Raw genomic sequence first — 22,535 nt, 5'->3', positions numbered from 1 at the left:
CGGGGCTCGTCCCCGGACGCCGTGACGTCCACGGCGGTCACGACATCCGGAGGTCGCGATGGCGGCGCCCACATATGACCACACGCCCGAGAAGGTGCAGGACTGGCGACTGCGTCACCTGTTCACCTTCGACCTCGTGGAGAACCTGTTCTTCGGGGTCGTGACGGTCTTCACCATCCTCTTCGCGGCCGTCCTCTTCCGCGACGGGATCGGGCAGTGGCGGGCCCTGTTCTACCTCCTCGTGTTCTGGGCGGTCATGGCGTACCTGACCCTGCCCCGCGTGCACCGTGTCCTCACCGGGCTGTACGTGCCCGACTACTTCATCGGCCGGGCGCGCACCACCGAGGGGCTGCTCGGGGATCCGGTCAACCTCGCCTTCCTCGGCGACGAACAGCAGATCCACGAGAGCATGCGCCGCGCGGGGTGGGTGGAGGCCGACCCGGTCAACCTCACCACGAGCTGGCGCATCGTCGAGAGTTCGCTGCGGCGTCGCAGCTACGCGCAGGCGCCGGTCAGCCCCCTCATGCTCTTCGGCAACATCCAGAACTTCGCCTACCAGCAGGAGGTCGACGGCAACCCGGCCCAACGCCACCACGTCCGGTTCTGGCGCTGCCCGCCCGGGTGGCTCCTGCCGGGTGGGCATCGGGTGGAGTGGCTCGCCTCCGGCACGTACGACCGCGCGGTCGGCCTGTCCTGGTTCACCTTTCAGGTGACGCACCGCATCGACCGCGACATCGACGTCGAGCGTGACTACATCGTCGACACCCTCCGCTACACGAACCCCGAGGTCGAGGTGGAGGTCCTCGCGGACTTCTCCACCGGCTACCACCACCGCAACGGCGGCGGCGACGCCATCGCCACCGACGGAGGTCTACCCGTGGTCGACGTGCGGCCCGTCGTCGTCGACGGTCCCGGACACGACGAAGGCGCGCAGTCCGGCGACAAGGACGACCTGCTGCACGACGTCGGACGCCGCCCGTTCTCCGTGGTGGCCGCGGGCGTGCTCACGGCGGCCTCGATCCTCATGGGGGTCACCCGATCGATCGTCGAACTGTTCGGCGTCGACTCCGGCGAGGTCGCGCCCGACGAGGCGACCGTCATCCGGTGGTCCCTCATCGCCACCGTCACCGTGATCAGCGTCGCGATGGGTGTCCTCGCGTGGCTCACCTACCAGGGGGTCGGGTGGGCGCGGCTGACGATGATGGTGTTGCTCAGCGTCACTCTCGTCATGGCCTTCACGACGCACCTGGCCGGTGAACGCCCCGCGCTCGCGGGCTTCGCCGACATGTCGGTGGATCTGCTCACCATCTATGCGCTGACGAGCCGCTCGGCACGGGAGTGGACGCGCAGCCGGGGCGAACGCCTGCGCCGCGGACGCCCGGGGCGCTGAAGTCGGGGCTCAGCCCGCAACGGGTGCGCCGGCTCCGGTGACCGTCGCCACCACGCGACCGCGCAGCTTGCGGCCGTTGCGGGGCAGCAGCTCGAGCCGGCCCGGGGTCTCGATGCCCTCGACCACGGATCCGTCGGCGAGGCGGTACAGCGTGAGCGTGCGGGTCTGCACGTCCTCGCCGACCAGCGTGACCACGTCGAGGCACACCACGGCCTGCAGACCCGCGAGCTCGGCGGGCAGATCGTCGCCCTCGAGGTGGCCCTGATCGCCCTCGTGGCACTGGGGTTCGCACCAGGCGGCCAGGTCGGTGAGGGCCGCATCGAGATCGCCGACGAGGAATCGGTGCACGCCCGCCGCGTTGACGTGCTCGGCGAGAACGACCTCCGGGTGGAGGTACAGCACGCGCGTCTCCTGGGTGAGGGGCGTGGATTGGTCGGCGTAGACGATCGAGTGGGCGTCGTGACGCAGGTCGAGGACCGGCGCCAGCTCGGCGGGCAGGTCCAGGCCTTCCTCGCCCGTGGTGGCGCGGCCGTGGGTGACGAGGCTGCGCAGACCCACCTCGGCGGCAAGCACCGTGTCCTCGTCCGAACGGCCCCCGAGCCACGGCAGCGGCGCCACCTGCTCGGAGTGGGGGCCGTCGATGCCCAGGAGCTCCTCGTCGGTGAGGTCGACGACGTGGAGCATCCGCGACTCCGCCGCCTCGGTGGGGGCGGTAGCGGTGGGGGTGGAGGTGGGCGGGGTCATGACGGCGCTCCGGTGGTGTGGCGGTGAGGATGCACGGACCTGAGGAGACGGTTCCGGACGCGTGCGAGGCGGGTGGCGTGGGAGGGGACCACGATGGTCGTGGCGTGAGTGTCGTTTCGACGCGGATGACCGGTGGGTGCGCCGCGGAGCAGCAGGGCGGTGAGCCGGCGGACGCGTTGGCGGCGGTCGACGGCGGGCCGGCCGAAGTAGGAACGGCGCACGACCGGGTCGCCGGAGAGTCGACGCAGGATCGTCGTCGGATCGAGGCGGTCGCCGCCGGGGACGAGGGCGCGGGTGGCCCCGTCGATCTCGGCGACGAGGCGGGCGTCGGCCCGGCGGCGGCGACGGCGCAACTCTTCGAGCTCGTGAGGAGAGCGGACATGGCGACGCAGGAGGAGTTCGAGCTCGTCGTCGAGGCGGCGTGCGGTGACGGCGTACGGCGCGAGGTCGGCCGCGGTCCGGCGCAGCAGGCGCTGCACGCGCTCGACCTCCGGGCTGTCCTCGACGCGATCCTGCAGCCGGGCGGCGCAGTCGGTCAGGGCAGCGGCCAGCCGCGCCAGCTCCCGCGGATCCTGGTGCGTCACGACGCGACGCCCGAGGTGGTGTCGCCCGCGCCCGCGCCTCGTGGCCCCGCGTCGGTCGTGGCCGGCGTGCCAGGAGTCGCGGTGCCCATCCCGCGCAGGGTGCCACCGCAGGCGGCCAGGAGGCGGGCGAGGTGTGGCGTCAGGTCGCCGTCGGCGGGGAGGGCCTGGCGGAGGGTGTCCAGGTCGTCGGCCACCGCGATGCAGGCGGTATCGGGCAGGGGGTCGCATCCACGCGTCGACCCTAGGAGGGCGCTCGCGTGATGTGGTCACGCCCGAGAGTCGTGTCCTCAGGGGCCTCTCAGGCGTCCTCGAGGGCCGCGAACTGCATCACCGACCAGGGGCTGAGCAGGAACGGAGCGCGACGCGCCGTCTGGTGCACGAGGTCTCGCTCGATCCAGGCGTGGTCCATGATCTCGCTGCGGTCGGGGTCGAGGTCGCCCTCGAGGGTGCCGACGAACACGGGGCAGATCTCGTTCTCGACGACGCCGCTCGCGTCGACGGCGCGGTAGCGGAAGTCGGGGAGCGCGAGCCGGAGGTCACCGACGGGCGCGCCCAGTTCCTCGGCGACGCGGCGCCGCACGGCGTCCTCGATCGACTCCCCGGGACGGGGGTGTCCGCATGCGGTGTTCGACCACACGCCGGGCCACGTCTTCTTGGCGACGTCGCGGCGGGTCATCAGGGTGCGCTCGCCGTGGACCGCGTGGAAGGAGAACGCCAGGTGCAGCGGCGTGTTCGTGGTGTGCACCTCGATGCGGCCCGCGGTGCCGATGGCGGCGCCGTCGTCGTCGAGGAGGACGACCTCGTCGGCGGTGGAAGGGGAGGAGATGCTCATGATGCTCGACCCTAGTCGTCGGGTCCGCGCGAGGATATTCGGGACGTCCCGAGGACGCATTCGCCCTCATCGAGCTCGAACCGCCTCCGATCGGAAGCGGTTCGAGCTCTACTCTGCCCTCATGCAGGGACGACGCACGGGTGAACGGCGGCGACCGCCGCGGGGGCCGGATCCACGCACCCCGGTGCTGGTCGGTGCGGGTCAGGTCTCCGAGCGTCTGGGACGGCCGGGGTACGGCGCGCGCGGGCCGGTGGCGCTGGCCGGGGCCGCGGCGGCCTTGGCGCTGGACGACGCGGCGGGAGGCCGGCAGTCGCGCACGGCCCGGCTGCGGGAGCGTCTCGACGTCGTGGCCGTGGTGCGTCAGTTCGAGGACTCGGGGCTCGAACCGCCGACCCCGCTGGGCCACGCCGACAACGTGCCGCGGGCCGTCGCGCGTCGGGTGGGGGCCACGCCTCGGCGGGCGGTGCTCGAGGTCGGGGGTGGGCAGTCGCCGCACCGTCTGGCCGTCGAGTTCGGCGCCGAGATCGCCGCCGGTCGTGCGGAGGTCGTGCTGCTCGCGGGCGCGGAGGCGCTGTCGTCGGCGCGGCACTGGCGTGAGCAGCCCGAGGACCTGCGCCCGAACTGGTCGGAGACCGTCGGTGGTGACATCGAGGACCGCGGCCCCGGCCTGACCGACATGACCTCGCCGCGGCTGGCCGCGCTCGGTCTCGACCACGCACCCGCGGCGTACGCCCTGTTCGAGAACGCCCGCCGCGCTCGGCTCGGCTGCTCCCGGGCCGAGTACGACCGCTCGATGGGGGAGCTGTTCGCGCCCTTCACCGCGGTGGCCGCGAGCAATCCCCACGCGGCGGCACCGACCCTGCGGCCGGCGGCCGAACTCATGACGCCGACGGACCGCAACCGCGTCATCGCCGAGCCCTACCCGCGGTTCGTCGTCGCACGCGATCAGGTCAACCAGGGCGCCGCGGTGGTCCTCACCTCCCTCGGCCTCGCGCGCGACCTGGGCATCCCCAAGGACCGGCTCGTGTTCTGCCACGGCCACGCCGACGTCGCCGAACGACCGCTGCTGGAACGCGAGGACCTGTCGACGTCCGCCGCCGCACGCCTGGCCGTCGAGGCGACGCTGGCGGAGGCCGGCGTGGAGGCCTCCGAGATCGACCTGTTCGACATCTATTCGTGCTTTCCGATCGCGGTGTCGGTCGTCGTCGAGGCGCTGGGGCTGCGGCCCGACGACCCGCGCGGGTTCACCGTGACCGGTGGGCTGCCGTTCTTCGGCGGCCCGGGCAACGACTACGCGATGCACGGACTCGCCGAGATGGTGCGGCGCCTGCGCCGCCGGCCGGAGGCGGCGGGCCTGGTCACGGCCAACGGCGGGATCCTCTCGAGCCAGTCGATGGGCCTGTGGTCGACGACCCCGGCGCCGTGGCGGGCGGGTGTGGACGCCGAAATCCGGAGGCAGGTCGCCGCGTGGCCGTCGCCGCGGGTCACGGACACCCCGCGCGGGGCGGCGCGGATCGAGACGTACACGGTGGTGCACAGCCGCGACGGTGGGCGGCGTGGCATCGTCGTCGGCAGGCTCGACGCCGACGACGCACGATTCGTCGCCGCCACGGCCGACGATTCCGCGACCTGGGCGCTGCTGGAGGAGGATCAGCCGATCGGCCGCGCGGTGACGGTGGACGAGGCGGGCGTCGTGCGGGCCTGACGCGACGGGCTCGGGCCATGAGCCGGCGGTCGAGCGGACGACGGAGCGGGCCGAACGTCCCCGTCGAATCGGCCCGACCGCCTCGTACAGTGTGCTCACCTGCATCGATGAGGAGCGTGTGGCCATGGCCCGGTATGAGGACGTCCACCCCGTCGACCCCCAGCCGCGGATCGTCACCCGCACGGTGGAGAAGATGCGCGAGGGCGCGCTGATCGCCTACCCGACGAGTTCGGGCTACGCCCTCGGCTGCGCACTCGAGAACATCGAGGGCCGCGAGCGGATGCAGCGCATCCGGCATCTGCGCGACGACCACCACTACACGCTGCTGTGTCGGGACTTCGCGCAGCTCGGGCAGGTCGTCGAGGTGTCGAACGCGGTGTTTCGGGCGGTCAAGGCCGTCACGCCGGGGCCGTACACGTTCATCCTCCCCGCGACGCCCGAGGTCCCGCGGCGCCTCGCGCACCCGAAGAAGCGGACGGTCGGGGTGCGCATCACCGACGACCCGCTGGCGCAGTTGCTGCTGGCCGAGCTCGGGGAGCCGATGCTGACGACGACGCTGATCATGCCGGGTGAGGACGCGCCGATGACCGAGGGGTGGCTCGTCAAGGACGAGCTGGACCATCTCGTCGACATCGTTCTGGACACCGGGGAGTGCGGGGTCGAGCCGACGACGGTGGTCGATCTGTCGACGGGGACGGCGGAGGTGTTGCGCTACGGGTCCGGCGATGCGTCGTCGTTCGAGGTGTGAGTGCGCCTGCTTCGCGGGCGGATCGGGTGATCCGTCTCGTATACATCGGCGCCGGTGTGCGTTCTGGGCGCGGGTGGGTTCGCGTCTAGGCTGGTGAGGTGCGTGGGGTGAACGTGCGGCACCTGGTCCGTCGGCAGGACATGAGCGCGTTCGCTCTGTCACTGCCGCTGCTCGTCGTGAGTGCGTTTCTCGTGTGGGAGACGAACGACGCGGTGTGGCGGACGCCTGCTCTGGTGGCGATCGCCGCCATTCACCTGTCGTTGTTGCTGCGTGCGTCTCGTCCGTGGGTGACGTTGGCCGTCACCGGTATCGGGGCTCTGGCCCTGTTGGGTAGTCCGGCGATCCCGGCGACGGTGACGGGTCTGCCCGGTCCTCTGCCTGCGGTCCTGCTCCCGAGCGCGTGGTTGTTAGGTCTGGCCATCTATTCCGTTGCGGCGCATGCGCGCTCCTACCGTCCGCTGGCGATCGTCTTCGGCGTCGCGGGTGCGGCGGAGGTCACCGCCTCGTTGTGGAACGGGATGCCCTGGTTTCTCACCCCGACGATCCCCGAGGCGTGGCGGCTGAGTGTCGCGGGCGTCGGTGTTCTGCTGGTCGCGTTGGCGTACGCCTGCGGCCGGTGGCGGGCGCTGGCGGTCGCCCAGCAGGACCGTGGGCGCGAACCCGGTTGGGGTGAGGGGACGTACGAGAGCGACACCGCGTATCTCGACCATGTCGTCGCCCAGCAGCAGGCGCGGACGGCCCGTGAGGTCCACCGGGCGGTGCTCGGCAATCTCGACGAGATCCTCTCCCGCGCCCGGGAGGGCCGGTTGGCGGCGCGGCGGGCTCCGGCCATCGCCACCGACGCGCTCGCCGAGATCACGCAGCAGGGTGAGGAGGCCTTCGGGCGTGTCCAGTCACTGTTGTCGCTGCTCGACGACCCGGTCGACGGGCTCGACGACATGCTCGCCGACGATGCGCAGACGACGGTGCTCGTGCAGGAACACGCGCTGTCCCCGCAGCCGCAGCTCACCGACCTCCCCAAACTCATCGACGCGGCGCGCGGCGAGGGTCTCGCGGTCTCCCTCGGGGTGGTGGGCGAGCGCGGCGACCTGCCCGTGGCCGGTCAGCTCGCCCTGTACCGGACGGTCCAGGAGGCCCTGACGAACACGGTGCGGCACGCCGGCGCGGGGGCGGTGGCGCAGGTCGAACTCCTCTGGGCGGGCGAGGAGGTCGCCGTCACCATCGAGGACGAGGTGCCCGCGAGGGAGGCCGAGGGGTTCGAGGAGTCGATCTTCACGCCCGAGGACTACGTCGAGGGCCGCGGGATGCGTGTGGTCCGCGAGCGGCTCGAGGCGGTCGGCGGAAGCCTCGAGGTCGATCAGCTCGAGAACGGATACCGCGTGCGCGGCGTCGTTCCGCGCGAGCTTCAGTCGCCGCTGGGCTGAGGCTCGGCAGGGTCAGGCACGTCGATGTCGATCGGGTAGCGCATGACGAGCACGACCTCCGCGTCGCCGTCGGGCAGCAGGGCGTGCGGCTGATCGGCGGCGAACGCGAGCTGAGAACCGGCGGTCAGGTGGCGTGGCGTGGCGGCCGACCCGGCGGAGAGGGTGCCCGAGATCACCGTGAGGTACCCCCGGGAGCCCGGCCGGGAACGACCCCGACGCAGAGGTCCGGACAGGCGCAGCCGGTACACCTCGACCTGGACGTCGTCCTCGATCCAGATGCCGAGCACCCGGACCTCGAGCTCGGACCCCGGCGCGAACGACTCCAGCGGCATGCCGGGGCGCCGTTCCTCCAGGAGCGTCGGCATCGGCACACCGAGGCCGGTGGCGATCTTCGCGAGGGTGTCGAGGGTGGGTGTGCGGGCGGCCTGCTCGAGTTCGGAGACCGTGGCCCGGCCGACGCCACTGAGGTTCGAGAGTTCCGCGACCGTGAGGCCTTGGCCCTGGCGTTCGGCGCGGATGCGTGAGCCGAGCCGGCCGACGACACCCTCGGGCTCGGAATCGGTCATGACGGTCCTTCGTGGATCTACTTGTGCCCTGTTGTCGCCTCGACAGTACGGCACCGTCACGGCCCGGGAGCAAGGCGTCATCGGGGCCTCGCCGGTGTCGGCCCGGTGCCCGGACGGTGGCCACGAGGGGGCCGGGGAGGCCCTGACAGGTTCTCGGTCCGCCCACTACGGTGGCTCCGTGACCGACGAATCCCTGCGTACCTCGATCTCCATGGCCGCCCTCGCTGGAGGGACCGTCGCCGTGTGGACCGCCCTGCCCGAGTACGTCGAGGGGCGGTGGACCCGTCTCGCCGCCCGCGCGGCGCTGCTGACGGTCTCCTCCATCGGTGTCGCCCTCATCGACGACGAGCCCACGCCCCGCCCCGACCGTGACGAGAAGATGGCCTCGCTCAGCCGCGCTCTGGAGGATCCGGCGCAGCGGGCGGCGATCTGGATGATCGGGCTGGTCGGCCTCTCCGCCGTCTCCGCCGTGGAGCACCGCATGCTCGACGCGGCGGCGGCGCGGATCCGTGCCCGTGGCGTGCGGGCCCCGCGGACGATGCTCGGGCTGGGTCTCGGCGCCGTCGCGGCAGGGACGCAGCTCGCGCCGACACCCAAGGAGTGAGGGCGACATCAGGTGAGGCCTCAATTCACTTGACACGTATCAAGCGAATGTGACTATGCTCATCCCCTCACCACTGAAGGGGATGGGTGCCATGTCCGGTCGTCTGGTCGGTTCGCTCGTAGGTCTGGGGTTCGGACTCACGTACCTGCGCGTCAACAACTCGCGCCTGCCGGGGATGCTCCCTGCGATCGTGACGGCGCTGGCCGTCCTCGCGGCGGTGGCGTTCGTCGTCACGTTCTGGCGCAACCGGGGGTTGCTGCTGGAGATCCGCAGCGGTGAGTCCGCCGACCCCTTCCGGGGAAGTTCGGTCTGATCACCGCCGTCGAGGTGCTCGCCATCTTCGGTGGGCTGTTCGTGCTGAACACCGTCCTGGGGCGTCCGGAGGCGGCGATCGCGTGGATCACGACGGTGGTGGGCGCGCACTTCTACCCGATGGGGAGGGTCACGAAGATGCCGATGTTCACGACGCTGGCGTACGTGCTCACGCCCCTGGGTGTTCTCGGCCTGGTGCTCGCCTTCGGCGGCGCGCCCCGCTGGTGGGTCGACCTGGCCGCCGGCGTCCTGCCGGGGATCGCCCTGGTGTGGGTCGCGCTGTGGGGGATCTCGGCGGGTGCCCGCGCCGAGCAGCGGCGGATGCAGGGTGCTGCCGCGTGACGCGCACGTACAGCTCCGAGGTGCGCGAACGGCGGGCCGCGCAGACCCGTCGTCGCATCCTCGACGCGGCCCGGGAGGAGTTCCTGGCAGGTGGGTTCGGCAAGGCGGGGATCGCCGGCATCGCGCGGGCCGCGGGGGTCAGCTCACAGACGGTGCACGCCCACTTCGGCACGAAGGCCGCATTGGTGCCGGCGCTGCTGCAGGAGTTGGAATCCGGCGCCGACGCCGCCGGATGGCGAGAGCGCATCGAGCACGCCGCGAACGGCGTGGACCGCCTCACCGCGTGGGCCGGGTGGACCGTGTCCATGCTGGCCCCGTCACGCACCCTCAAGGACATCTGCCGCGAGGCCGCCGCCGAGCCGCCGATGGCCGACCTCAAACAGGCGGGCGACGCCCATCGACGCAGCGCCCTGCGTTCGCTGATGCGCCGAATGGCGGACGCCGGCGAACTCCGCCCCGGCCTCGCCGCCGAGGACGCTGCGGACCGGGCGTGGATCCTCACCGGGATCGAGGTCTACCTCGCCGGAGTCGACTGCGGCTGGGACGACGACCGCATCACCACCTGGCTCGCCGAGACCCTCGTCCGGCAGCTCCTGCCCTGAGCAGGAGCCGAGGTCGAGGCGCCGCCGGCGGTCACGGGCGACTCGTGAACTCCGGGTGTCGCTTCTCGAGGAACGCGGCGAAGCCTTCCTGGGCGTCGGCCGTGGTGGCGCCCGCCGCCATCGATTCCAGTGCGACGGCGTAGGCCTGCGGCTGGTCGAGTCCGATCTGGGCGTAGAAGGCGCGTTTGCCCATGCTGCGGCCGTACGCGCTGCCTCGGGTGACACGGGCGACGAGGTCGGCCACGGCGTCGTCGAGTTCCGTGTCGGGCACCGCGCGGTTGATGAGTCCCCAGTCAGCGGCGGTCTCGGCGTCGATGGGGTCGCCGGTGAGGGCGAGTTCGAGTGCGCGCTTGCGGCCGATGTTGCGCCCTACCGCCACCAGCGGGGTCGTGCAGAAGAGGCCGCCCTTGCCGCCGGGGAGGGCGAAGCCGGCCGACTGCGCCGCGATCGCGAGGTCGCAGGTCGCCACGAGCTGGCACCCGGCGGCCGTGGCCAGGGCGTGGACCTTCGCGATGACGGGCTGCGGGATCTGCTGGACTGCGTCCATCATCTCGACGCACCGTTCGAACAGGGCGCGGGTCGAGGCGAGGTCGGCGCCGGCCATGTCGCCGAAGTTGTGGCCCGCGGAGAAGACCTTGCCCTCGGCGGCGAGGACCACCGCCAGTGTGTCGCTGCTCCCCGCCTCCCACAGGGCGTCGCGCACCTCGGTCATCACGTCGAAGGACAACGCGTTGCGCTTCTCGGGGCGGGCGAGGGTGATGGTCGTCGTGGAGCCCGCGCGCTCGACGCGGAGATGGTCGTAGGTCGAGGAGGTGACGGAGGTCGAGGAGGTCATGCGTCAGCATCGGCCGATCCGGTCCCGGATGTCGAGAGGGAATCGCCCGTTCCGTCCGGCTCGTCCTCTTCGGACTCATCGATGCAGGTCAACGGGCCGTCGTACCGCCGGTCGGTCGCAGAATCCCGCATCGTGGTCGCCTCGACGAATGGAGAACGGCCACCGTGGATACAGTGCAAACGAAGGCGTCGGCACAGCAGTCGGCGCATCCCGACGCAGCAGAGGAGAGGAATCCCGATGGCGGAGTACACCCTTCCGGACCTTCCGTACGACTACGCGGCTCTCGAGCCCCACATCAGCGGCAAGATCATGGAGCTGCACCACGACAAGCACCACGCGACCTACGTCAAGGCCGCGAACACCGCGCTGGAGAAGATGGAAGAGGCCCGCGCCGACGGCTCCATCGCCGACAAGGCCCTCCTGCTCTCGCGCAACCTGGCCTTCAACCTCGGTGGTCACACCAACCACTCGATCTTCTGGAAGAACCTGTCCCCGGCCGGTGGCGACAAGCCCACGGGTGAGCTCGCCTCGGCGATCGACGAGTTCTTCGGTAGCTTCGACGGCTTCCAGAGCCACTTCACCGCTGTCGCGACGACCATCCAGGGTTCCGGTTGGGCCGTTCTCGGCTACGACCAGATCGGCCAGCGTCTGGTCATCGAGCAGATGACCGACCAGCACGGCAACATCACCGCCGGCATCGTCCCGGTCGTCATGCTCGACATGTGGGAGCACGCCTTCTACCTCGACTACCAGAACATGAAGCCGGACTACGTCAAGGCCTGGTGGAACGTCGTCAACTGGGAAGACGCGCAGCAGCGCTTCGAGGCGGCCCGCAGCGCCACCCCGCTCATCGGCTGAGCGAGGCATCCCGCACTACACGGAGAAAGGCCGGTGCCGCCGAGGCGGTCCCGGCCTTTCTCCGTGCCAGGCCCGACCACGCTCTACTGCGGGTCGGCCAGATGCCGTGACCAAAAGGAATCGGTGCTCCAGTCATGGGGAAAGCCCATGCCGTCCAGAGGAACACTGGGATTTTCGTCGAGAAGCGCAGCTAGACGGGAGGCCCACGTGCTCCGTGGCGAGATCGTGGTCAGAACGGACTGGATCGACACCATCACTGGATAGAGGCGCTTGGCCCGGCGTTGGTCTCGGTTGAGAACCTCCGGCCGATCAAGCCACGCCACCCGCCGACTTCGCGGAAGTGCGGGATAGACACCCAAGCCCACGTTCCACAGCCGTCCGTGGTGGGCACAGATGTTGCGCACTCGCTGGTAACTCCGGAGCCAGGAGATAAGCAGGGGTTCGTTGACCCCCAGGACCTGCGCGATCGCGTTCCGGTCCTCCCTCTCGGCCAAATTCCTGACCAGATGGATGAGCTCACCGAACGTGAGCAGCTCGAGAGTCACCCACGACGGAGGAAGCTCTGGCCGACCGTCGGTGGTGAGGTAGTGCTCCACGGCGCTACGAAAGGTGATGTCTTCAGGAGGCTGTTCCGCTGGACGCGCGAGCTGCTCTCGGCATCGGTCGCGCACGCTCTGCAGGAGCCGCTGGTGTTGACTGGAGTCACCGAACAGATCTGCTGCAGGTATCGCAGTGTTCGCGGGACATCGGCCACGCTCAGGCCGCGGCTCCGCATGCGATCGATGAGTTGGGCGTGGGTGAGAGGTGGCTTGTCGTACTCACCAGTGCCGCGGGGTCGGAGGGGCGGATGGCTGGGCCGACGGCGTGGCATCCCTCGATCGTAGGAGGCTCGGGGTGCTCCGAGCGACGTCCTACGCCGGGGAAAGGAAAATCCCCCTAGTGCGCATCGTCGAGAGGCGAGGGGGATGTAGTGACTCGATCATACATGAAATCCAGTGTTGCCCGAGCAGGCGGATGCGATGGTGTGGCGCGCGCAGCACGACGCACACGAGGGCCGGTCCACCGACACAGGTGGACCGGCCCTCGTGTGCGTGGGGGAGCGCGGGCTCAGGGCTTGAGGACGACCTTCATGCAGCCGTCCTCCTTCTTCTGGAACATCTCGTAGGCGGCCGGTGCCTCCTCGAGTGAGGGGCGGTGGGTCGCGAGGTCGGTCAGGCCGAACACGTCGCCATCGCTCTCGATGATGCCCAGGAGTTCGTCGGTCCAGCGGCGCACGTTCGCCTGCCCCATGCGCAGGGTGAGTTGCCGGTCGAACATCGCCATCATCGGCATCGGGTCGGCCATGCCGCCGTAGACGCCCGAGATCGAGACGATCCCGCCGCGTCGGGACGACTGCAGTGAGGTGTGCAGGGCGTCGAGTCGGTCGAGACCGGCCGTCTTGAAGGCCGCCCGCGCGAGCGGTCCGGGCAGGAGGCCGGTGGCGGTGATGGCGGTCGCGGCGATGGGGTTGCCGTGCGATTCCATCCCGACGGTCTCGACGACGCAGTCGGCACCGCGACCGTCCGTCATCTCGCGGATCGCCTCGTACACCTCGCCGTCCACGGCGCGCAGGTCGATGGTCTCGACCCCGTGCGAGCGGGCCACGGCCAGGCGTTCGTCGACGAGGTCGACACCGATGACGCGCTCCGCGCCCAGGTACCGGGCGCAGCGCGTGGCGAGCTGTCCGACCGGGCCGAGGCCGATGACGGCGACCGTCGTGCCGGGCCCGACCTCCGCGTACTTCACGCCCTGCCAGGCGGTCGGCAGGATGTCGGACAGGTAGAGATACAGCTCGTCCGGGCCCTCCTTGGGGACGACGACCGGCCCGAACTGCGCCTGCGGCACCCGCAGGTACTCGGCCTGACCACCGGGGACCGCCCCGTACATGCTCGTGTACCCGAACAGCGCGGCGCCCTTGTCCTGCTCGTGGTCCGCTGTCGTCTCGCACTGGGACTGCAGGTCGTGCGTGCACATCCAGCAATGCCCGCAGGAGATGTTGAAGGGCACGACCACCCGGTCGCCCACCTTGAGGCGCGAGGCCGCCTCGGACCCGACCTCCTCGACGATGCCCATCGGCTCGTGACCGAGGATGTCGCCGGGTGTGAGGAAGGGGCCGAGCACCTTGTACAGGTGCAGGTCGGACCCGCAGATCGCGGTGGAGGTCACCTTGATGATCGCGTCGGTCGGCTCCTGGATGACGGGGTCGGGAACCTCCTCGATCGAGACCTTCTCGGTGCCCTGCCAGGTCAATGCCTTCATCGTCGTTCTCCTGTCGGTGGTGATCCGACCCCTCGATTACCCACCAGACGAATCGGGCATACATGGCGCGCCGATTCATCGTTCTCCCGTCCCGGGGTAAGGGAGGTCCATGAACTCCTCGCCCACACCCCGTCCCGTCGCCCTGGTCGCCGGCGCCTCCCGCGGCCTCGGGCTGCTCGTCGCCCGTGAGCTCGCCGCACGGGGGTTCCGCGTCGTCGGACTCAGCCGTGACCCCGACGCCCTGGCCGGGGCGCAGGAGACCATGGCCGGGTGGGGCCACGACTTCGACACCCGCGTGGCCGATGTGCGGGACCAGACGCAGATCCGCGACGTCGTGGCGGCCGTGGAACGCGAGCTCGGCCCGATCGAGGTCGCCGTGCACGTGGCGGGGGTCATCCAGGTCGGACCGGCGGAGTCCTTCGAGCGACACCACTACGAGGAGGCGCTCGACACGATGCTGTGGGGGCCGATCACGGTGACGCAGGCGGTCCTCCCGGCGATGCGCGCACGCCGGCGGGGACGCCTGGGGGTGGTGACGTCGGTCGGAGGCATGATCGCCGTCCCCCACCTCCTGCCGTACTCGACGGCCAAGTTCGGGGCGGTCGGCTACACGCGGGGGCTGTCCGCCGACCTCGCCGGGTCGGGTGTCACCGCCACGACGATCGTGCCCGGCCTCATGCGCACCGGCTCGCACGTGCAGGCGACGTTCGTCGGCGACGCTCCGGCCGAGTACGCCTGGTTCGCGCCCGGCGCCTCGCTGCCGCTGATCTCGATGGACGCCGAACGCGCGGCGCGGAAGATGGTCGCGGGCGTGCTCGGCGGCAGGAGCATCGTCCTGTTGTCGCCGCTCACCAAGATCGGCGTCCGCGCCTACGGTCTGGCACCCGCGACGGCCGACGCCGCCATGGGGCTGGTGTCACGGCTGCTGCCGTCGGCCGCGGGTGATCAGGGCGGGAAGGGCGTGCTCGGACACGACGCCCGAGCACGGCTGTCGGACTCGGCGTCGAGCGTCGTCGACAAGCTCACTGTCCTCGGCAGGCGGGCCTCGGCGCGGTTCAACGAAAACCGACGCCCACGCCCGGCCGCGTGAGCCGGGTTCGCGGCGCAGCTTGCTCCGAGAAGGCCTCCGTCGCGGCGTCGCGATCGAGGCCGACGAGAGACCGGAGTGACAACCCTGCCAGCGCAATTGCCAAATCGTCACCTCACCTTGCCAAAGTGCGTGGCAGCCGTCACCCTTGCCCATCGGATGACCGCCGGCCTTCTCAGCGATGGGGCTCGTGACAGCAGGGTCACTGGCCGGTTCATCGCTCCCGAATGTCGTCGATGTCTCGCGCCTCGTTCTGACTCAGCAGGTGAAGGCTCGGCGTCGGACGCCGAACAGCCGCCTCGATGTACGGCTGGTGGCGCAAGAACACGCTGGCCGCCTGTGGCCCCGCAAGATCCCCTCTCGTGAGGCAGAACGCGTGCACCCGCGCAGCAATCAACGCTTGTCGCTCCGAGGACCGGTACCGGATGCGGGTGTCCTTCATGAGGACTGCCCAGCCCTCGCCGCCCGCGAGCGTCAGCCATTCCTCGTCGGAGACGGACTCGGCCCTGCCGACGAAGACCTCGTCGTGGATCTCGATACTCCACCCGGCCTCGCGCAGGAGCAGCGGCACGATGCGTCGGCCCAGCGACCGATCGACGAAGAAGGTCGTCCGGCCGTACATGTCAGGCGGCCAGGCTCATATGACCGCGGATGGCCTGCTGGAGTTCCTCGGCGCTGATGGCGAACTCGTCTGCCACGTCGTTGACGTCGACACCGGCCTTGAACAGATCGAGAGCATCGTCGAGCCGGGCTCCGGATGAGGCGAAGATGGGCTGCCCGAAACTTCGGGATGGATCGACGACGACAGCCCCACCGAAAGTGGGCAGAGGAATCACCTGGGCATACCCGCCCTCGAAGGTGACGCGGTGGAGGTAGTCGCGGACCACTTCATGAAGCACCCCCTGGCCGGACCGAACGACAACGAGCTGGCGCACGGCCTCCGCCTCCTCTCCGGACGCCCCGTCGGCCACGTCCAGGAGGAGTTCGGCGCCGTCGGTGAACAGTCGCTCCGAGGCCAGGGCATGCCTGAGCTGGTCACGCCGCGCCAGCTGCTCCAAGGCCGGCCGGATCCGCTGCATGGGAATCCGCGCGGTCCGGATCGCACGCAAGGTGTACGCCTCCGCAAGCCCCACGAAGGGCACCCGCGCTTCGCCGGGGACGGTCGTGGTCTCCGCGGTGACGAGCGGCAGGGACCCGGATTCGTCGGCCGGAGCGATCCACCCGCGGAGCGTGGAGGCCGGAAGCGTCAGATAGCGGGCGACCTCGGTCGGGGTGTAGAGCGCGTCGGAAAACCGGTCGATCATCTCCGCCTCCTCTCGTCTCCTGGCGTTTCCAGTGTGCCTCGTTCCGAGCCACAGAGCACGGGCGCTGAACTGACACGCTGCGAGGCTCCTCGTGGTGTCATCCGGCGAACACCCGGATCACGCGCCACACCGACCCGCCGCAACTGATCTCGGGTTCAGATCGTCCTCCTCCTACCCTGGTCGGATGAGCGGAGTGTTCGAGATCACCGGGGTCGGGACGATCCTGCTGGCATGGGTGCTCGCGCTGACGTGCATCGTCGTCGTGACGCGGACCTGGGGGCGCCTCGCGCGTCCCGGGGTCGGCGCCGTCATGTCGCGGGTGCTGGCTCAGGTGCTGGTCACCGTGATGATCGTGCTCGCGGTGGCGACGACCGTGAACCGCTCCGGCCTCTGGTTCGTCTCGTGGCGCGACCTGGCGTCCGTGGTCACCGGCCCCACGGGCGGGGAGATGCGCGAGCACGGCGCGCGGGCGGCTGCCGCGGCGGGGGCTGATCTCGGCGAGTGGGGTCCGGGTGACGCCCAGGTCGTGGCCTCGCCCGCTCCGGTCCCGGACACGACGACCAGGCTGAGCACCTACACCGTCACCGGACCCGCCAGCGGCTACACGGGAACCGTGCATGTGTGGGCGCCCGCGGCCGACGAGGCCCCGGCCGACGGGCGGCCGGTGCTGCAGGTGTTCCACGGCTACCCCGTCTCGGCTCAGAGCGCGTTCGCCAACCTCGGGCTGGACGACGTCCACCGCACCCTGCCGGGAGCGATCCTGCTCATCCCCGACTGGTCGCCGGGCGAACTCGACACAGAATGCACCGACGGACCCGCCGGCAAGATGGAGACCTGGCTGACCACCGACGTCCCCGCGTGGGCCGTGGACACCCTCGGCGCGCGCGCCGACCGCGGCTCGTGGGCGACGTTCGGGTACAGCGCCGGCGGCTGGTGCGCCGCGATGACGGCGATGCGCCACCCGCAGACGTACTCCGCCGCGGTCAGCCTCGGCGGGTACTCCCGGCCGCTGTTCTCACCGCGCTACCGCCCCTTCCCCGCCGAGGGCGGCGCCTATGACCTGCCGCTTCTCGCACGCACCGACCCGCCGTCGGTGGCCCTGCTGGCCCAGTACTCCGACAAGGACGCCGTCTCGGCGCCGAGCACCCGTGAGCTGATCGACGCCACCCGCGAGCCGCTGTCGGTGACGCACTGGGCGACCCCGGACGCCGGACACCGCGTGGGCGCCTGGAAGCCGCTGGTCCCTCAGACCTTGGAGTGGCTCGGCCGCACCGCACCCGGATTCGCCTGAGCCACCGGGCGGGTCGACGTCAGCGCCGGCTCAGCGCACCGCCGCGGCGCGGTCGAGGGCGGCCCGCAGGTCGGTGAGGATGTCGTCGGTGGCGTCGATGCCGACGGAGAACCGCAGCAGCCCCTCACGGATCCCGGCGACCTCACGCGCCTCCTCGGTCATCGAGGCGTGGGTCATCGTCGGCGGGTGCGCGACCAGGCTCTCCACGCCACCGAGGGACTCGGCGAGGCTGAACACAGCCAGGCCGTCGACGAATGCCGCGACCGCGTCGTAGCCGCCCGCGAGCTCACAGCTCACCATGCCGCCGAAGCCCGACTGCTGCTTCTTCGCGATCTCGTGGCCGGGGTGGTCCGGCAGCCCCGGGTAGTACACGTGCGAGACGGCCTCGTGGGCCGCGAGCAGGTCGGCGACGGCGGCCGCGTTGCGCTGGTGGGCCTCGAGCCGTACTGCGAGCGTGCGCAATCCGCGCAACGCCTGGGCGGAGTCGTACGGGCTGGCGGGCAGGCCGAGCACGTTGGCCCACCAGGCGACCTCCTCGGCCATCTCCTCGGTCCCCGAGACGACGGCGCCACCGACCACGTCGCTGTGTCCGTTGATGTACTTGGTCGTCGAGTGCACCACCGCGTCGACGCCGAAGTCGAAGGGTCGCTGGATCAGCGGCGAACAGAACGTGTTGTCGGCGACGACCTTCGCGCCCGCGGCGTGGGCGGCGCTCGTCACGGCCTCGATGTCGGTCAGGCGCAGCAACGGGTTGCTGGGCGTCTCGATCCACACCAGGGCGGGGGACTGTGCCAGGGCGGCCTGAAGCTGCTCCTCGTCGGTGAGGTCGACGGTCAGCATCGCAATGTCGCCGCGCTTGTCGAGGGAGTCGAACAGGCGCCAACTCCCGCCGTAGCAGTCGTGGGGGACGACGACCGTGCCGCCGCGCTCGACGAGCACGTACAGCATGTTGGTGATGGCGGCCATCCCACTGGCGGTGATCGTGGTGCCGGCGCCGCCCTCGAGGGTCGTGATGGCCTCGCCGAGCTGGTCACGGGTGGGGTTGCCGCAGCGCGTGTAGTCGTAGGTGCGCGGCTCGCCCAGGGCGGTGAAGGAGTACGTGCTCGAGAGGTACATCGGCGGCACCACGGCACCCTGGGTGGGGTCGGTGTCGATCCCGGTACGAAGACCGCGGGTGATCCGGGAGATGTCGCTCATCGTGTTCCTCCTGCTCGTCCTGCGCCTGCCCATCGAACAACCTGGGGGCGCCGAGTCCGGCGGCGGGAGGTGGTGTGCGCTGCGCGGTGACCCGCAGCGACCCATCTTCCGGCGGGCGAGGGCCCTCCGCAGGAATTGGCACCGTGCTCCCGCGTGAAGCGGGCAGGTTGCCCCGGCGTCGTCGGGCCTGTCCCTCGACCGGTCTGGATGGATGTCGTCCAACCGTAAGCCCACCGAGCCGGGAGCCCTCAGAGCCGATCCATCATTCGAGATACGCATCTCGACACTCAGATGCCAGGCTCGAGGCGAGGGTCGGTCAGGGCGACGGGGTGCCGGCGCGTTCGCGGAGGACCTCCAGGGCGAGGTCGGGGCGGTCGGAGACGATGCCGTCGACGCCGAGATCGAGCAGCTCGTGCATCGTGGCCGGGTCGTCGACCGTCCAGACGTGGACCTGTTTGCCGAGTTCGTGGGCCCGGCGCACGAACTCCCGCGTGACGATGCGCACGCGCAGCGGTCCGACCCGCTGGTACTGCGGCACCTGATAGACGACCCCGGGTGTGCGCAGCCAGCGCCATCCGACCGGCAGGAGTCGCAGGATGGCGACGCCGAGGCGTCCGGCCGAGGTCGGCACGCGGCCGAGGGTGAGAAGCCGGAAGGTCCACAGGCGGCGCTCGGAGAACGACCCCACGCACGCCCGGCCTCTCCGGCCGGAGCGCCTGAGCGCCCGCGCGAGGGGCGCGTGGCTCCCGGCGCCTTGATGTCGATGGTGAAGATCGCGTCGGCCAGGTCGTCCATGAGCTCGGTCAGCACGGGCATCGACTCCCCGCCGATCGACGCGGCGAACACCTCGGCCGCGGGCAGCTCCGCGATGGCGCCGACGCGGTCGCTCACCCGGTCCAGACGTTCGTCGTGCGCGGCGACCAGCACGCCGTCGGAGGTGACGTGCACGTCGGTCTCCAGATGAACGACGCCGAGGGCCCGCGCCTCGCGAAAGGCGGCCAGGGTGTTCTCGCGGCCGACGTTGCCGGGCATGAGTGCGCCGCCCCGGTGTGCGAGCACATGGGGCGGCGATCCGAAGGGGTGGCTCACGGCTTCAGCATGAGGCATGCGGCCGTGAACGATTCAGCGCAGCGTCTGGTTCAGCGCAGCGTCTGAACGGAGGGGTAGCCGGTGTGGATCATCTGCTCGGGGCCGTTGGCGAGGAAGTACGCCGGGCCGGTGTGGCGACGGGAGTTCAGGGCGCCCAGGACGAGCAGCGTGACGGCGAAGAACAGGATGGCGAGCAGCATGAAAAGACCCCCACGGTCAAGGTGTCGATGTCGGCGCAGATGCGCACGTCACGGGTGGGACGGCATTGTCGACCAGGCGTGACGTCTCGGACCTGTGGGCCCGGTAAGTGCGACATCCCAAGTATGTGGTACGTCAACTGGTAAGCACAAGTAACTGGAACTGCGCCTTACTGCGTAGCATTGCTACATGCTGGATCCTCGACGCCTGCAGTGTCTGCACGCCGTCCACGTGCACGGAACCGTGCTCGACGCCGCCATCGAACTGGGGCTGACCTCCTCGGCCGTGAGCCAGCAGATCGGCAAGCTCGAACGCGAGGTCGGGGCCACGCTCCTCGAGCGCGCCGGCCGGGGCGTCGTCCTCACCGACGCCGCCCTCGTGCTGGTGGAGGCCGCCGAGGAGATCTCCGCGGTCACCGAGCGCGCCACCGCCCGCCTGGAGGATCTGCGCGGTGACCTGCGGGGGACCCTGCGCATCGCCTCGTTCCCCAGCGCCGTCGGGCCCGTTGTGGTCCCGGTGATCACCCGGCTGCTGCGGCAGGCGCCCGACCTGCACGTGCAACTGCACGAGATGTTCCCCGACCGGGCGCACGACGCCGTCGTCGGTGGCCATGTCGACGTCGCGGTCGTCCACCTGTGGGGTGACGCGCTCCCGCCCTCGGGGCACGGCCTGCGGTCCATCGTCATCGGCGACGACGTCGTCGACGTCCTCGTCCCGGCCGGCCACCCGCTCGCCTGGGTCGAGGAGGTCACCCTGGATCAGCTCGTCGACGACATCTGGGTGCTCGACGATCTCGAGGGCTTCTACCGCAACTGGATGATCCGCCGGATGGCCACGCTGGGCACCCGCCCGAAGATCGACTACCGGGTCGACGAGATCGCCGCTCAACTGGCGCTCGTCGGCGCCGGGCTGTGCAACACCGTCATGCCGCGGCTGGCCTTCGGTTCTCTCCCGCCCACGATCTCGAACCTGCCGCTGGCCGGTGTGGCGCCCTTCCGCCGACTCCACGCGCTCTACCGCGAGAGCTCCGGCAAGAGGCCCGTCGTCCGCCGTTTCCTCGACGAGATCGAGTCGCGCCTCCCCGGTGCCCACATGGTGGACTGACCCCGCGAGGCGAACATCTCCGCAGGCGAACGGTTCCGACCCCGGCGTCGTGTCGGCACCTCGGAACGACCCGAGGTCGCCGTTAGCGTGTGCTCCGTGGACCCCTTGAGCACCCTCCTCGACTCCGGGGAACGCGTCGCCGATGTGCGGCTGCGTCCCCCGTGGGCCGTCGCCCTCGACGCCTCGCCGCGTCCGGCGATGGTCGCGGTCGCCGAGGGTGAGGCGTGGTTCCACCCCGAGGACGACGCGCCCCTGCACCTGCAGACCGGCGATCTCGTCCTCCTGCGCTCCCAGGGGCGCCGGCTCTTCTCGCATGCGGCCGTCCGACCGCCACTGCCCCCCGCCTCCGTGGACGGGCCGTCGACCCGGGGGAGAAGGGGCCAGGGGGGACACGGCTGTTCATCCGCTTCTTCCGCGCCGTCGAGGGGCCGAGCTCGGACGTCTTTCCGGCCATGGCCCCCGAGCAGGTTCTCGTCACCGCTCGCGACCATCCCCTGTGGCACGACCTGCGCGACGAGGCCGACCACCTGTCCATGGCGAGGTCGAGCGTCCTCAGCCGGCTGCTCGACCTGGTGTTCATCGACGCGATGCGCCGCTGGGTGGCCGAGGGTGATGCGCAGGGCTGGATGCGTGCCGTGCTCGACCCGATGGTCGGCGCCGCGCTCCACCTCTTCCACGAGAAGCCCGAACACCCCTGGACCCTGCAGGAGATCGCCGACCGGGTGGGGGTCAACCGGTCGTCGTTGTCGCGCCGGTTCCAGCTCTTCGTCGGCGAACCGCCCATGATGTATCTCCGCCAGTGGCGACTCACGAGGGCGGCGACGCTGCTCGCCGAAGGGGCGAGCGTCACCTCGGCGGCCACGGCCAGCGGCTTCGGCGACCCGTTCGCGTTCAGCGGCGCGTTCCACGAGCGATACGGGGTGAGTCCCGGCCGCTATCGCGACGCGGGCGCCTCGGTGGGGAGCGCCTGAGGCTCAGTTGCCCGGCGCGGCCGAGCGTGCCCGGTACTGCTTGGCCAGGTACCCCTCGACGCCGTCGCAACGCACGGCGCGCGGAACCCCGATCTCGTGCAGGACGGTGACCCCGGGCGCGTTGTGCTCGGCGGCCTCCGCGGCCTGCCGGGTGGCGTACCAGCACCAGCTCTCCACCTGCAGGCGATCTCCCTCACCCGAGGGTGTGCACTGCGCGAGCACCCACACCGAGCGCGTCGAACCGGTGAGGCCGGGCGGGTTGCGGTGAAGGATCTCCGAGGCCCGGTGAACGGCCTCGTCGGGTTCGTTGAGCTCGTGCAGCACCGCCGCCTCGAGCGGGTGCGGCAACTGGGACCAGTGTGCGATGTGCTCGCCCGCCTCGTCGTCGACGGGTGTCGACTGGGTTTCGGACAACGACTTCATCTCCCTCGGCTGTGCTGCGGTCACCAC

Annotated in this window: 27 protein-coding genes, 2 pseudogenes and 1 riboswitch; of the genes and pseudogenes, 14 read left to right on the top strand and 15 right to left on the bottom strand. The window is 70.7% G+C overall.

Translation table 11 applies throughout. The features are described 5' to 3' along the window. The first annotated feature begins 58 nt into the window (after window positions 1–58). Window positions 59–1,390, top strand: coding sequence for an LssY C-terminal domain-containing protein (locus QQK49_RS17630; RefSeq protein ID WP_284305104.1), 1,332 nt, complete (start codon window positions 59–61; stop codon window positions 1,388–1,390). A 9-nt stretch (window positions 1,391–1,399) separates the two neighbouring features. Here the strand turns inward: QQK49_RS17630 and QQK49_RS17625 are convergent, their stop codons facing one another. From QQK49_RS17625 to idi, 4 genes are all read right to left on the bottom strand, one after another. Continuing rightward, window positions 1,400–2,134, bottom strand: coding sequence for a hypothetical protein (locus QQK49_RS17625; RefSeq protein WP_284305103.1), 735 nt, complete (start codon window positions 2,132–2,134; stop codon window positions 1,400–1,402). Continuing rightward, complete coding sequence (locus tag QQK49_RS17620) at window positions 2,131–2,718, bottom strand: hypothetical protein (protein ID WP_284305102.1); 588 nt, start codon at window positions 2,716–2,718, stop codon at window positions 2,131–2,133. The genes QQK49_RS17625 and QQK49_RS17620 overlap by 4 nt, the downstream gene beginning before the upstream one ends. Beyond that, window positions 2,715–2,912 (bottom strand): hypothetical protein, encoded by a 198-nt coding sequence (locus tag QQK49_RS17615; RefSeq protein ID WP_284305101.1) that lies wholly within the window; start codon window positions 2,910–2,912, stop codon window positions 2,715–2,717. Before QQK49_RS17615 ends, QQK49_RS17620 begins: the two co-directional genes overlap by 4 nt. Window positions 2,913–3,016: 104 nt before the next feature. Continuing rightward, window positions 3,017–3,550 carry an isopentenyl-diphosphate Delta-isomerase gene (gene idi / locus QQK49_RS17610; RefSeq protein WP_284305100.1) on the bottom strand — a complete coding sequence of 178 codons (534 nt, stop codon included), beginning with the start codon at window positions 3,548–3,550 and terminating at the stop codon, window positions 3,017–3,019. 121 nt (window positions 3,551–3,671) lie between these two features. Here idi and QQK49_RS17605 point away from each other — a divergent pair, with 121 nt between their 5' ends. From QQK49_RS17605 to QQK49_RS17595, 3 genes are all read left to right on the top strand, one after another. After that, on the top strand, window positions 3,672–5,255 hold the full coding sequence (locus tag QQK49_RS17605; protein WP_284305099.1) for a thiolase C-terminal domain-containing protein: 1,584 nt from the start codon (window positions 3,672–3,674) through the stop codon (window positions 5,253–5,255). A gap of 124 nt (window positions 5,256–5,379) precedes the next feature. Further along, the gene (locus tag QQK49_RS17600; protein WP_284305098.1) at window positions 5,380–6,003 is read left to right on the top strand and encodes an L-threonylcarbamoyladenylate synthase; all 624 of its coding nucleotides are present in this window, start codon (window positions 5,380–5,382) and stop codon (window positions 6,001–6,003) included. Between the two features lie 140 nt (window positions 6,004–6,143). Further along, the gene (locus QQK49_RS17595; RefSeq protein ID WP_284305097.1) at window positions 6,144–7,427 is read left to right on the top strand and encodes a sensor histidine kinase; all 1,284 of its coding nucleotides are present in this window, start codon (window positions 6,144–6,146) and stop codon (window positions 7,425–7,427) included. Here the strand turns inward: QQK49_RS17595 and QQK49_RS17590 are convergent. Next, window positions 7,409–7,993: a helix-turn-helix domain-containing protein gene (locus tag QQK49_RS17590; RefSeq protein WP_284305096.1), complete on the bottom strand. Its 585-nt coding sequence runs from the start codon at window positions 7,991–7,993 to the stop codon at window positions 7,409–7,411. The two genes, QQK49_RS17595 and QQK49_RS17590, sit on opposite strands and share 19 nt — an antisense overlap. A 178-nt stretch (window positions 7,994–8,171) precedes the next feature. On the opposite strand from QQK49_RS17590, the gene QQK49_RS17585 reads away from it, so the two are divergent. The 4 genes from QQK49_RS17585 (at window position 8,172) to QQK49_RS17570 (ending at window position 9,853) form a co-directional block, all read left to right on the top strand. Then, window positions 8,172–8,597: a hypothetical protein gene (locus QQK49_RS17585; RefSeq protein WP_284305095.1), complete on the top strand. Its 426-nt coding sequence runs from the start codon at window positions 8,172–8,174 to the stop codon at window positions 8,595–8,597. A 91-nt stretch (window positions 8,598–8,688) separates the two neighbouring features. Further along, complete coding sequence (locus tag QQK49_RS17580) at window positions 8,689–8,910, top strand: hypothetical protein (RefSeq protein ID WP_284305094.1); 222 nt, start codon at window positions 8,689–8,691, stop codon at window positions 8,908–8,910. Between the two features lie 14 nt (window positions 8,911–8,924). After that, window positions 8,925–9,251, top strand: a complete 327-nt coding sequence (locus QQK49_RS17575; RefSeq protein ID WP_284305093.1) for a hypothetical protein — start codon at window positions 8,925–8,927, stop codon at window positions 9,249–9,251. Then, window positions 9,248–9,853: a TetR/AcrR family transcriptional regulator gene (locus tag QQK49_RS17570; protein ID WP_284305092.1), complete on the top strand. Its 606-nt coding sequence runs from the start codon at window positions 9,248–9,250 to the stop codon at window positions 9,851–9,853. The genes QQK49_RS17575 and QQK49_RS17570 overlap by 4 nt, the downstream gene beginning before the upstream one ends. A 31-nt stretch (window positions 9,854–9,884) precedes the next feature. On the opposite strand, the gene QQK49_RS17565 is transcribed toward QQK49_RS17570, so the two are convergent. After that, complete coding sequence (locus QQK49_RS17565) at window positions 9,885–10,688, bottom strand: enoyl-CoA hydratase-related protein (RefSeq protein WP_284305091.1); 804 nt, start codon at window positions 10,686–10,688, stop codon at window positions 9,885–9,887. A 237-nt stretch (window positions 10,689–10,925) separates the two neighbouring features. Between QQK49_RS17565 and QQK49_RS17560 the strand changes: the two genes are divergently transcribed. After that, entirely contained in the window at window positions 10,926–11,546 is a 621-nt protein-coding gene (locus QQK49_RS17560) for a superoxide dismutase (protein WP_284305090.1), read from the top strand. An 83-nt stretch (window positions 11,547–11,629) separates the two neighbouring features. Here QQK49_RS17560 and QQK49_RS17555 read toward each other — a convergent pair whose 3' ends face one another. Together QQK49_RS17555 and QQK49_RS17550 are read right to left on the bottom strand one after the other, a co-directional pair. Continuing rightward, window positions 11,630–12,217 carry an Abi family protein gene (locus QQK49_RS17555; RefSeq protein WP_284305089.1) on the bottom strand — a complete coding sequence of 196 codons (588 nt, stop codon included), beginning with the start codon at window positions 12,215–12,217 and terminating at the stop codon, window positions 11,630–11,632. A gap of 436 nt (window positions 12,218–12,653) precedes the next feature. Beyond that, entirely contained in the window at window positions 12,654–13,844 is a 1,191-nt protein-coding gene (locus tag QQK49_RS17550; RefSeq protein ID WP_284305088.1) for a zinc-dependent alcohol dehydrogenase, read from the bottom strand. 109 nt (window positions 13,845–13,953) lie between these two features. Here QQK49_RS17550 and QQK49_RS17545 point away from each other — a divergent pair, with 109 nt between their 5' ends. Next, the gene (locus tag QQK49_RS17545) at window positions 13,954–14,934 is read left to right on the top strand and encodes an SDR family NAD(P)-dependent oxidoreductase (RefSeq protein ID WP_284305087.1); all 981 of its coding nucleotides are present in this window, start codon (window positions 13,954–13,956) and stop codon (window positions 14,932–14,934) included. Between the two features lie 211 nt (window positions 14,935–15,145). On the opposite strand, the gene QQK49_RS17540 is transcribed toward QQK49_RS17545, so the two are convergent. Together QQK49_RS17540 and QQK49_RS17535 are read right to left on the bottom strand one after the other, a co-directional pair. After that, window positions 15,146–15,553 (bottom strand): PIN-like domain-containing protein, encoded by a 408-nt coding sequence (locus tag QQK49_RS17540; protein WP_284305086.1) that lies wholly within the window; start codon window positions 15,551–15,553, stop codon window positions 15,146–15,148. A 1-nt stretch (window position 15,554) separates the two neighbouring features. Then, a complete protein-coding gene (locus tag QQK49_RS17535) occupies window positions 15,555–16,235 on the bottom strand; it encodes a DUF433 domain-containing protein (protein WP_284305085.1) in 681 nt (226 codons plus the stop codon). Between the two features lie 184 nt (window positions 16,236–16,419). Between QQK49_RS17535 and QQK49_RS17530 the strand changes: the two genes are divergently transcribed. Then, window positions 16,420–17,526 carry an alpha/beta hydrolase gene (locus QQK49_RS17530; protein WP_284305084.1) on the top strand — a complete coding sequence of 369 codons (1,107 nt, stop codon included), beginning with the start codon at window positions 16,420–16,422 and terminating at the stop codon, window positions 17,524–17,526. A gap of 30 nt (window positions 17,527–17,556) precedes the next feature. On the opposite strand, the gene metB is transcribed toward QQK49_RS17530, so the two are convergent. The 4 genes and pseudogenes from metB to QQK49_RS17510 form a co-directional block, all read right to left on the bottom strand. Next, window positions 17,557–18,723: a cystathionine gamma-synthase gene (gene metB / locus QQK49_RS17525; RefSeq protein ID WP_284305947.1), complete on the bottom strand. Its 1,167-nt coding sequence runs from the start codon at window positions 18,721–18,723 to the stop codon at window positions 17,557–17,559. 98 nt (window positions 18,724–18,821) lie between these two features. After that, window positions 18,822–18,937: riboswitch (SAM riboswitch) on the bottom strand. A gap of 102 nt (window positions 18,938–19,039) precedes the next feature. Continuing rightward, complete coding sequence (locus QQK49_RS17520; RefSeq protein ID WP_284305083.1) at window positions 19,040–19,411, bottom strand: glycerophosphodiester phosphodiesterase family protein; 372 nt, start codon at window positions 19,409–19,411, stop codon at window positions 19,040–19,042. A gap of 170 nt (window positions 19,412–19,581) precedes the next feature. After that, a pseudogene (locus QQK49_RS17515) lies at window positions 19,582–19,755 on the bottom strand (glycerophosphodiester phosphodiesterase); the annotation flags it as partial. 107 nt (window positions 19,756–19,862) lie between these two features. Continuing rightward, entirely contained in the window at window positions 19,863–20,012 is a 150-nt protein-coding gene (locus QQK49_RS17510) for a hypothetical protein (RefSeq protein ID WP_284305082.1), read from the bottom strand. A 187-nt stretch (window positions 20,013–20,199) separates the two neighbouring features. Between QQK49_RS17510 and QQK49_RS17505 the strand changes: the two genes are divergently transcribed. The 3 genes and pseudogenes from QQK49_RS17505 to QQK49_RS17500 all read left to right on the top strand — a co-directional run bounded on the left by QQK49_RS17505 (window position 20,200) and on the right by QQK49_RS17500 (window position 22,085). Then, window positions 20,200–21,114, top strand: a complete 915-nt coding sequence (locus QQK49_RS17505; RefSeq protein ID WP_284305081.1) for a LysR family transcriptional regulator — start codon at window positions 20,200–20,202, stop codon at window positions 21,112–21,114. 87 nt (window positions 21,115–21,201) lie between these two features. Then, window positions 21,202–21,489 (top strand): annotated as a pseudogene (locus tag QQK49_RS23385) (cupin domain-containing protein); the annotation flags it as partial. Window positions 21,490–21,566: 77 nt separating this feature from the next. After that, complete coding sequence (locus tag QQK49_RS17500) at window positions 21,567–22,085, top strand: helix-turn-helix transcriptional regulator (RefSeq protein ID WP_348536226.1); 519 nt, start codon at window positions 21,567–21,569, stop codon at window positions 22,083–22,085. A gap of 3 nt (window positions 22,086–22,088) precedes the next feature. On the opposite strand, the gene QQK49_RS17495 is transcribed toward QQK49_RS17500, so the two are convergent. Continuing rightward, window positions 22,089–22,508 carry a hypothetical protein gene (locus tag QQK49_RS17495; RefSeq protein WP_284305079.1) on the bottom strand — a complete coding sequence of 140 codons (420 nt, stop codon included), beginning with the start codon at window positions 22,506–22,508 and terminating at the stop codon, window positions 22,089–22,091. Window positions 22,509–22,535: the final 27 nt, after the last annotated feature.

Source organism: Mobilicoccus caccae, from assembly GCF_030161635.1.
Taxonomy (GTDB): Bacteria; Actinomycetota; Actinomycetes; order Actinomycetales; family Dermatophilaceae; genus Mobilicoccus; species Mobilicoccus caccae.
Note: the sequence above shows the minus strand (reverse complement) of the source record. Positions and strands in the feature narration are given on the sequence as shown.

Coding starts and splice junctions, on each gene's coding strand:
- QQK49_RS17630 (WP_284305104.1), top strand. CDS start 59: ATGGCGGCGCCCACATATGACCACACGCCCGAGAAGGTGCAGGACTGG.
- QQK49_RS17625 (WP_284305103.1), bottom strand. CDS start 2,134: ATGACCCCGCCCACCTCCACCCCCACCGCTACCGCCCCCACCGAGGCG.
- idi (WP_284305100.1), bottom strand. CDS start 3,550: ATGAGCATCTCCTCCCCTTCCACCGCCGACGAGGTCGTCCTCCTCGAC.
- QQK49_RS17605 (WP_284305099.1), top strand. CDS start 3,672: ATGCAGGGACGACGCACGGGTGAACGGCGGCGACCGCCGCGGGGGCCG.
- QQK49_RS17600 (WP_284305098.1), top strand. CDS start 5,380: ATGGCCCGGTATGAGGACGTCCACCCCGTCGACCCCCAGCCGCGGATC.
- QQK49_RS17595 (WP_284305097.1), top strand. CDS start 6,144: ATGAGCGCGTTCGCTCTGTCACTGCCGCTGCTCGTCGTGAGTGCGTTT.
- QQK49_RS17590 (WP_284305096.1), bottom strand. CDS start 7,993: ATGACCGATTCCGAGCCCGAGGGTGTCGTCGGCCGGCTCGGCTCACGC.
- QQK49_RS17580 (WP_284305094.1), top strand. CDS start 8,689: ATGTCCGGTCGTCTGGTCGGTTCGCTCGTAGGTCTGGGGTTCGGACTC.
- QQK49_RS17565 (WP_284305091.1), bottom strand. CDS start 10,688: ATGACCTCCTCGACCTCCGTCACCTCCTCGACCTACGACCATCTCCGC.
- QQK49_RS17560 (WP_284305090.1), top strand. CDS start 10,926: ATGGCGGAGTACACCCTTCCGGACCTTCCGTACGACTACGCGGCTCTC.
- QQK49_RS17550 (WP_284305088.1), bottom strand. CDS start 13,844: ATGAAGGCATTGACCTGGCAGGGCACCGAGAAGGTCTCGATCGAGGAG.
- QQK49_RS17545 (WP_284305087.1), top strand. CDS start 13,954: ATGAACTCCTCGCCCACACCCCGTCCCGTCGCCCTGGTCGCCGGCGCC.
- QQK49_RS17540 (WP_284305086.1), bottom strand. CDS start 15,553: ATGTACGGCCGGACGACCTTCTTCGTCGATCGGTCGCTGGGCCGACGC.
- QQK49_RS17535 (WP_284305085.1), bottom strand. CDS start 16,235: ATGATCGACCGGTTTTCCGACGCGCTCTACACCCCGACCGAGGTCGCC.
- QQK49_RS17530 (WP_284305084.1), top strand. CDS start 16,420: ATGAGCGGAGTGTTCGAGATCACCGGGGTCGGGACGATCCTGCTGGCA.
- metB (WP_284305947.1), bottom strand. CDS start 18,723: ATGAGCGACATCTCCCGGATCACCCGCGGTCTTCGTACCGGGATCGAC.
- QQK49_RS17510 (WP_284305082.1), bottom strand. CDS start 20,012: ATGCTGCTCGCCATCCTGTTCTTCGCCGTCACGCTGCTCGTCCTGGGC.
- QQK49_RS17505 (WP_284305081.1), top strand. CDS start 20,200: ATGCTGGATCCTCGACGCCTGCAGTGTCTGCACGCCGTCCACGTGCAC.
- QQK49_RS17500 (WP_348536226.1), top strand. CDS start 21,567: ATGGCCCCCGAGCAGGTTCTCGTCACCGCTCGCGACCATCCCCTGTGG.
- QQK49_RS17495 (WP_284305079.1), bottom strand. CDS start 22,508: ATGAAGTCGTTGTCCGAAACCCAGTCGACACCCGTCGACGACGAGGCG.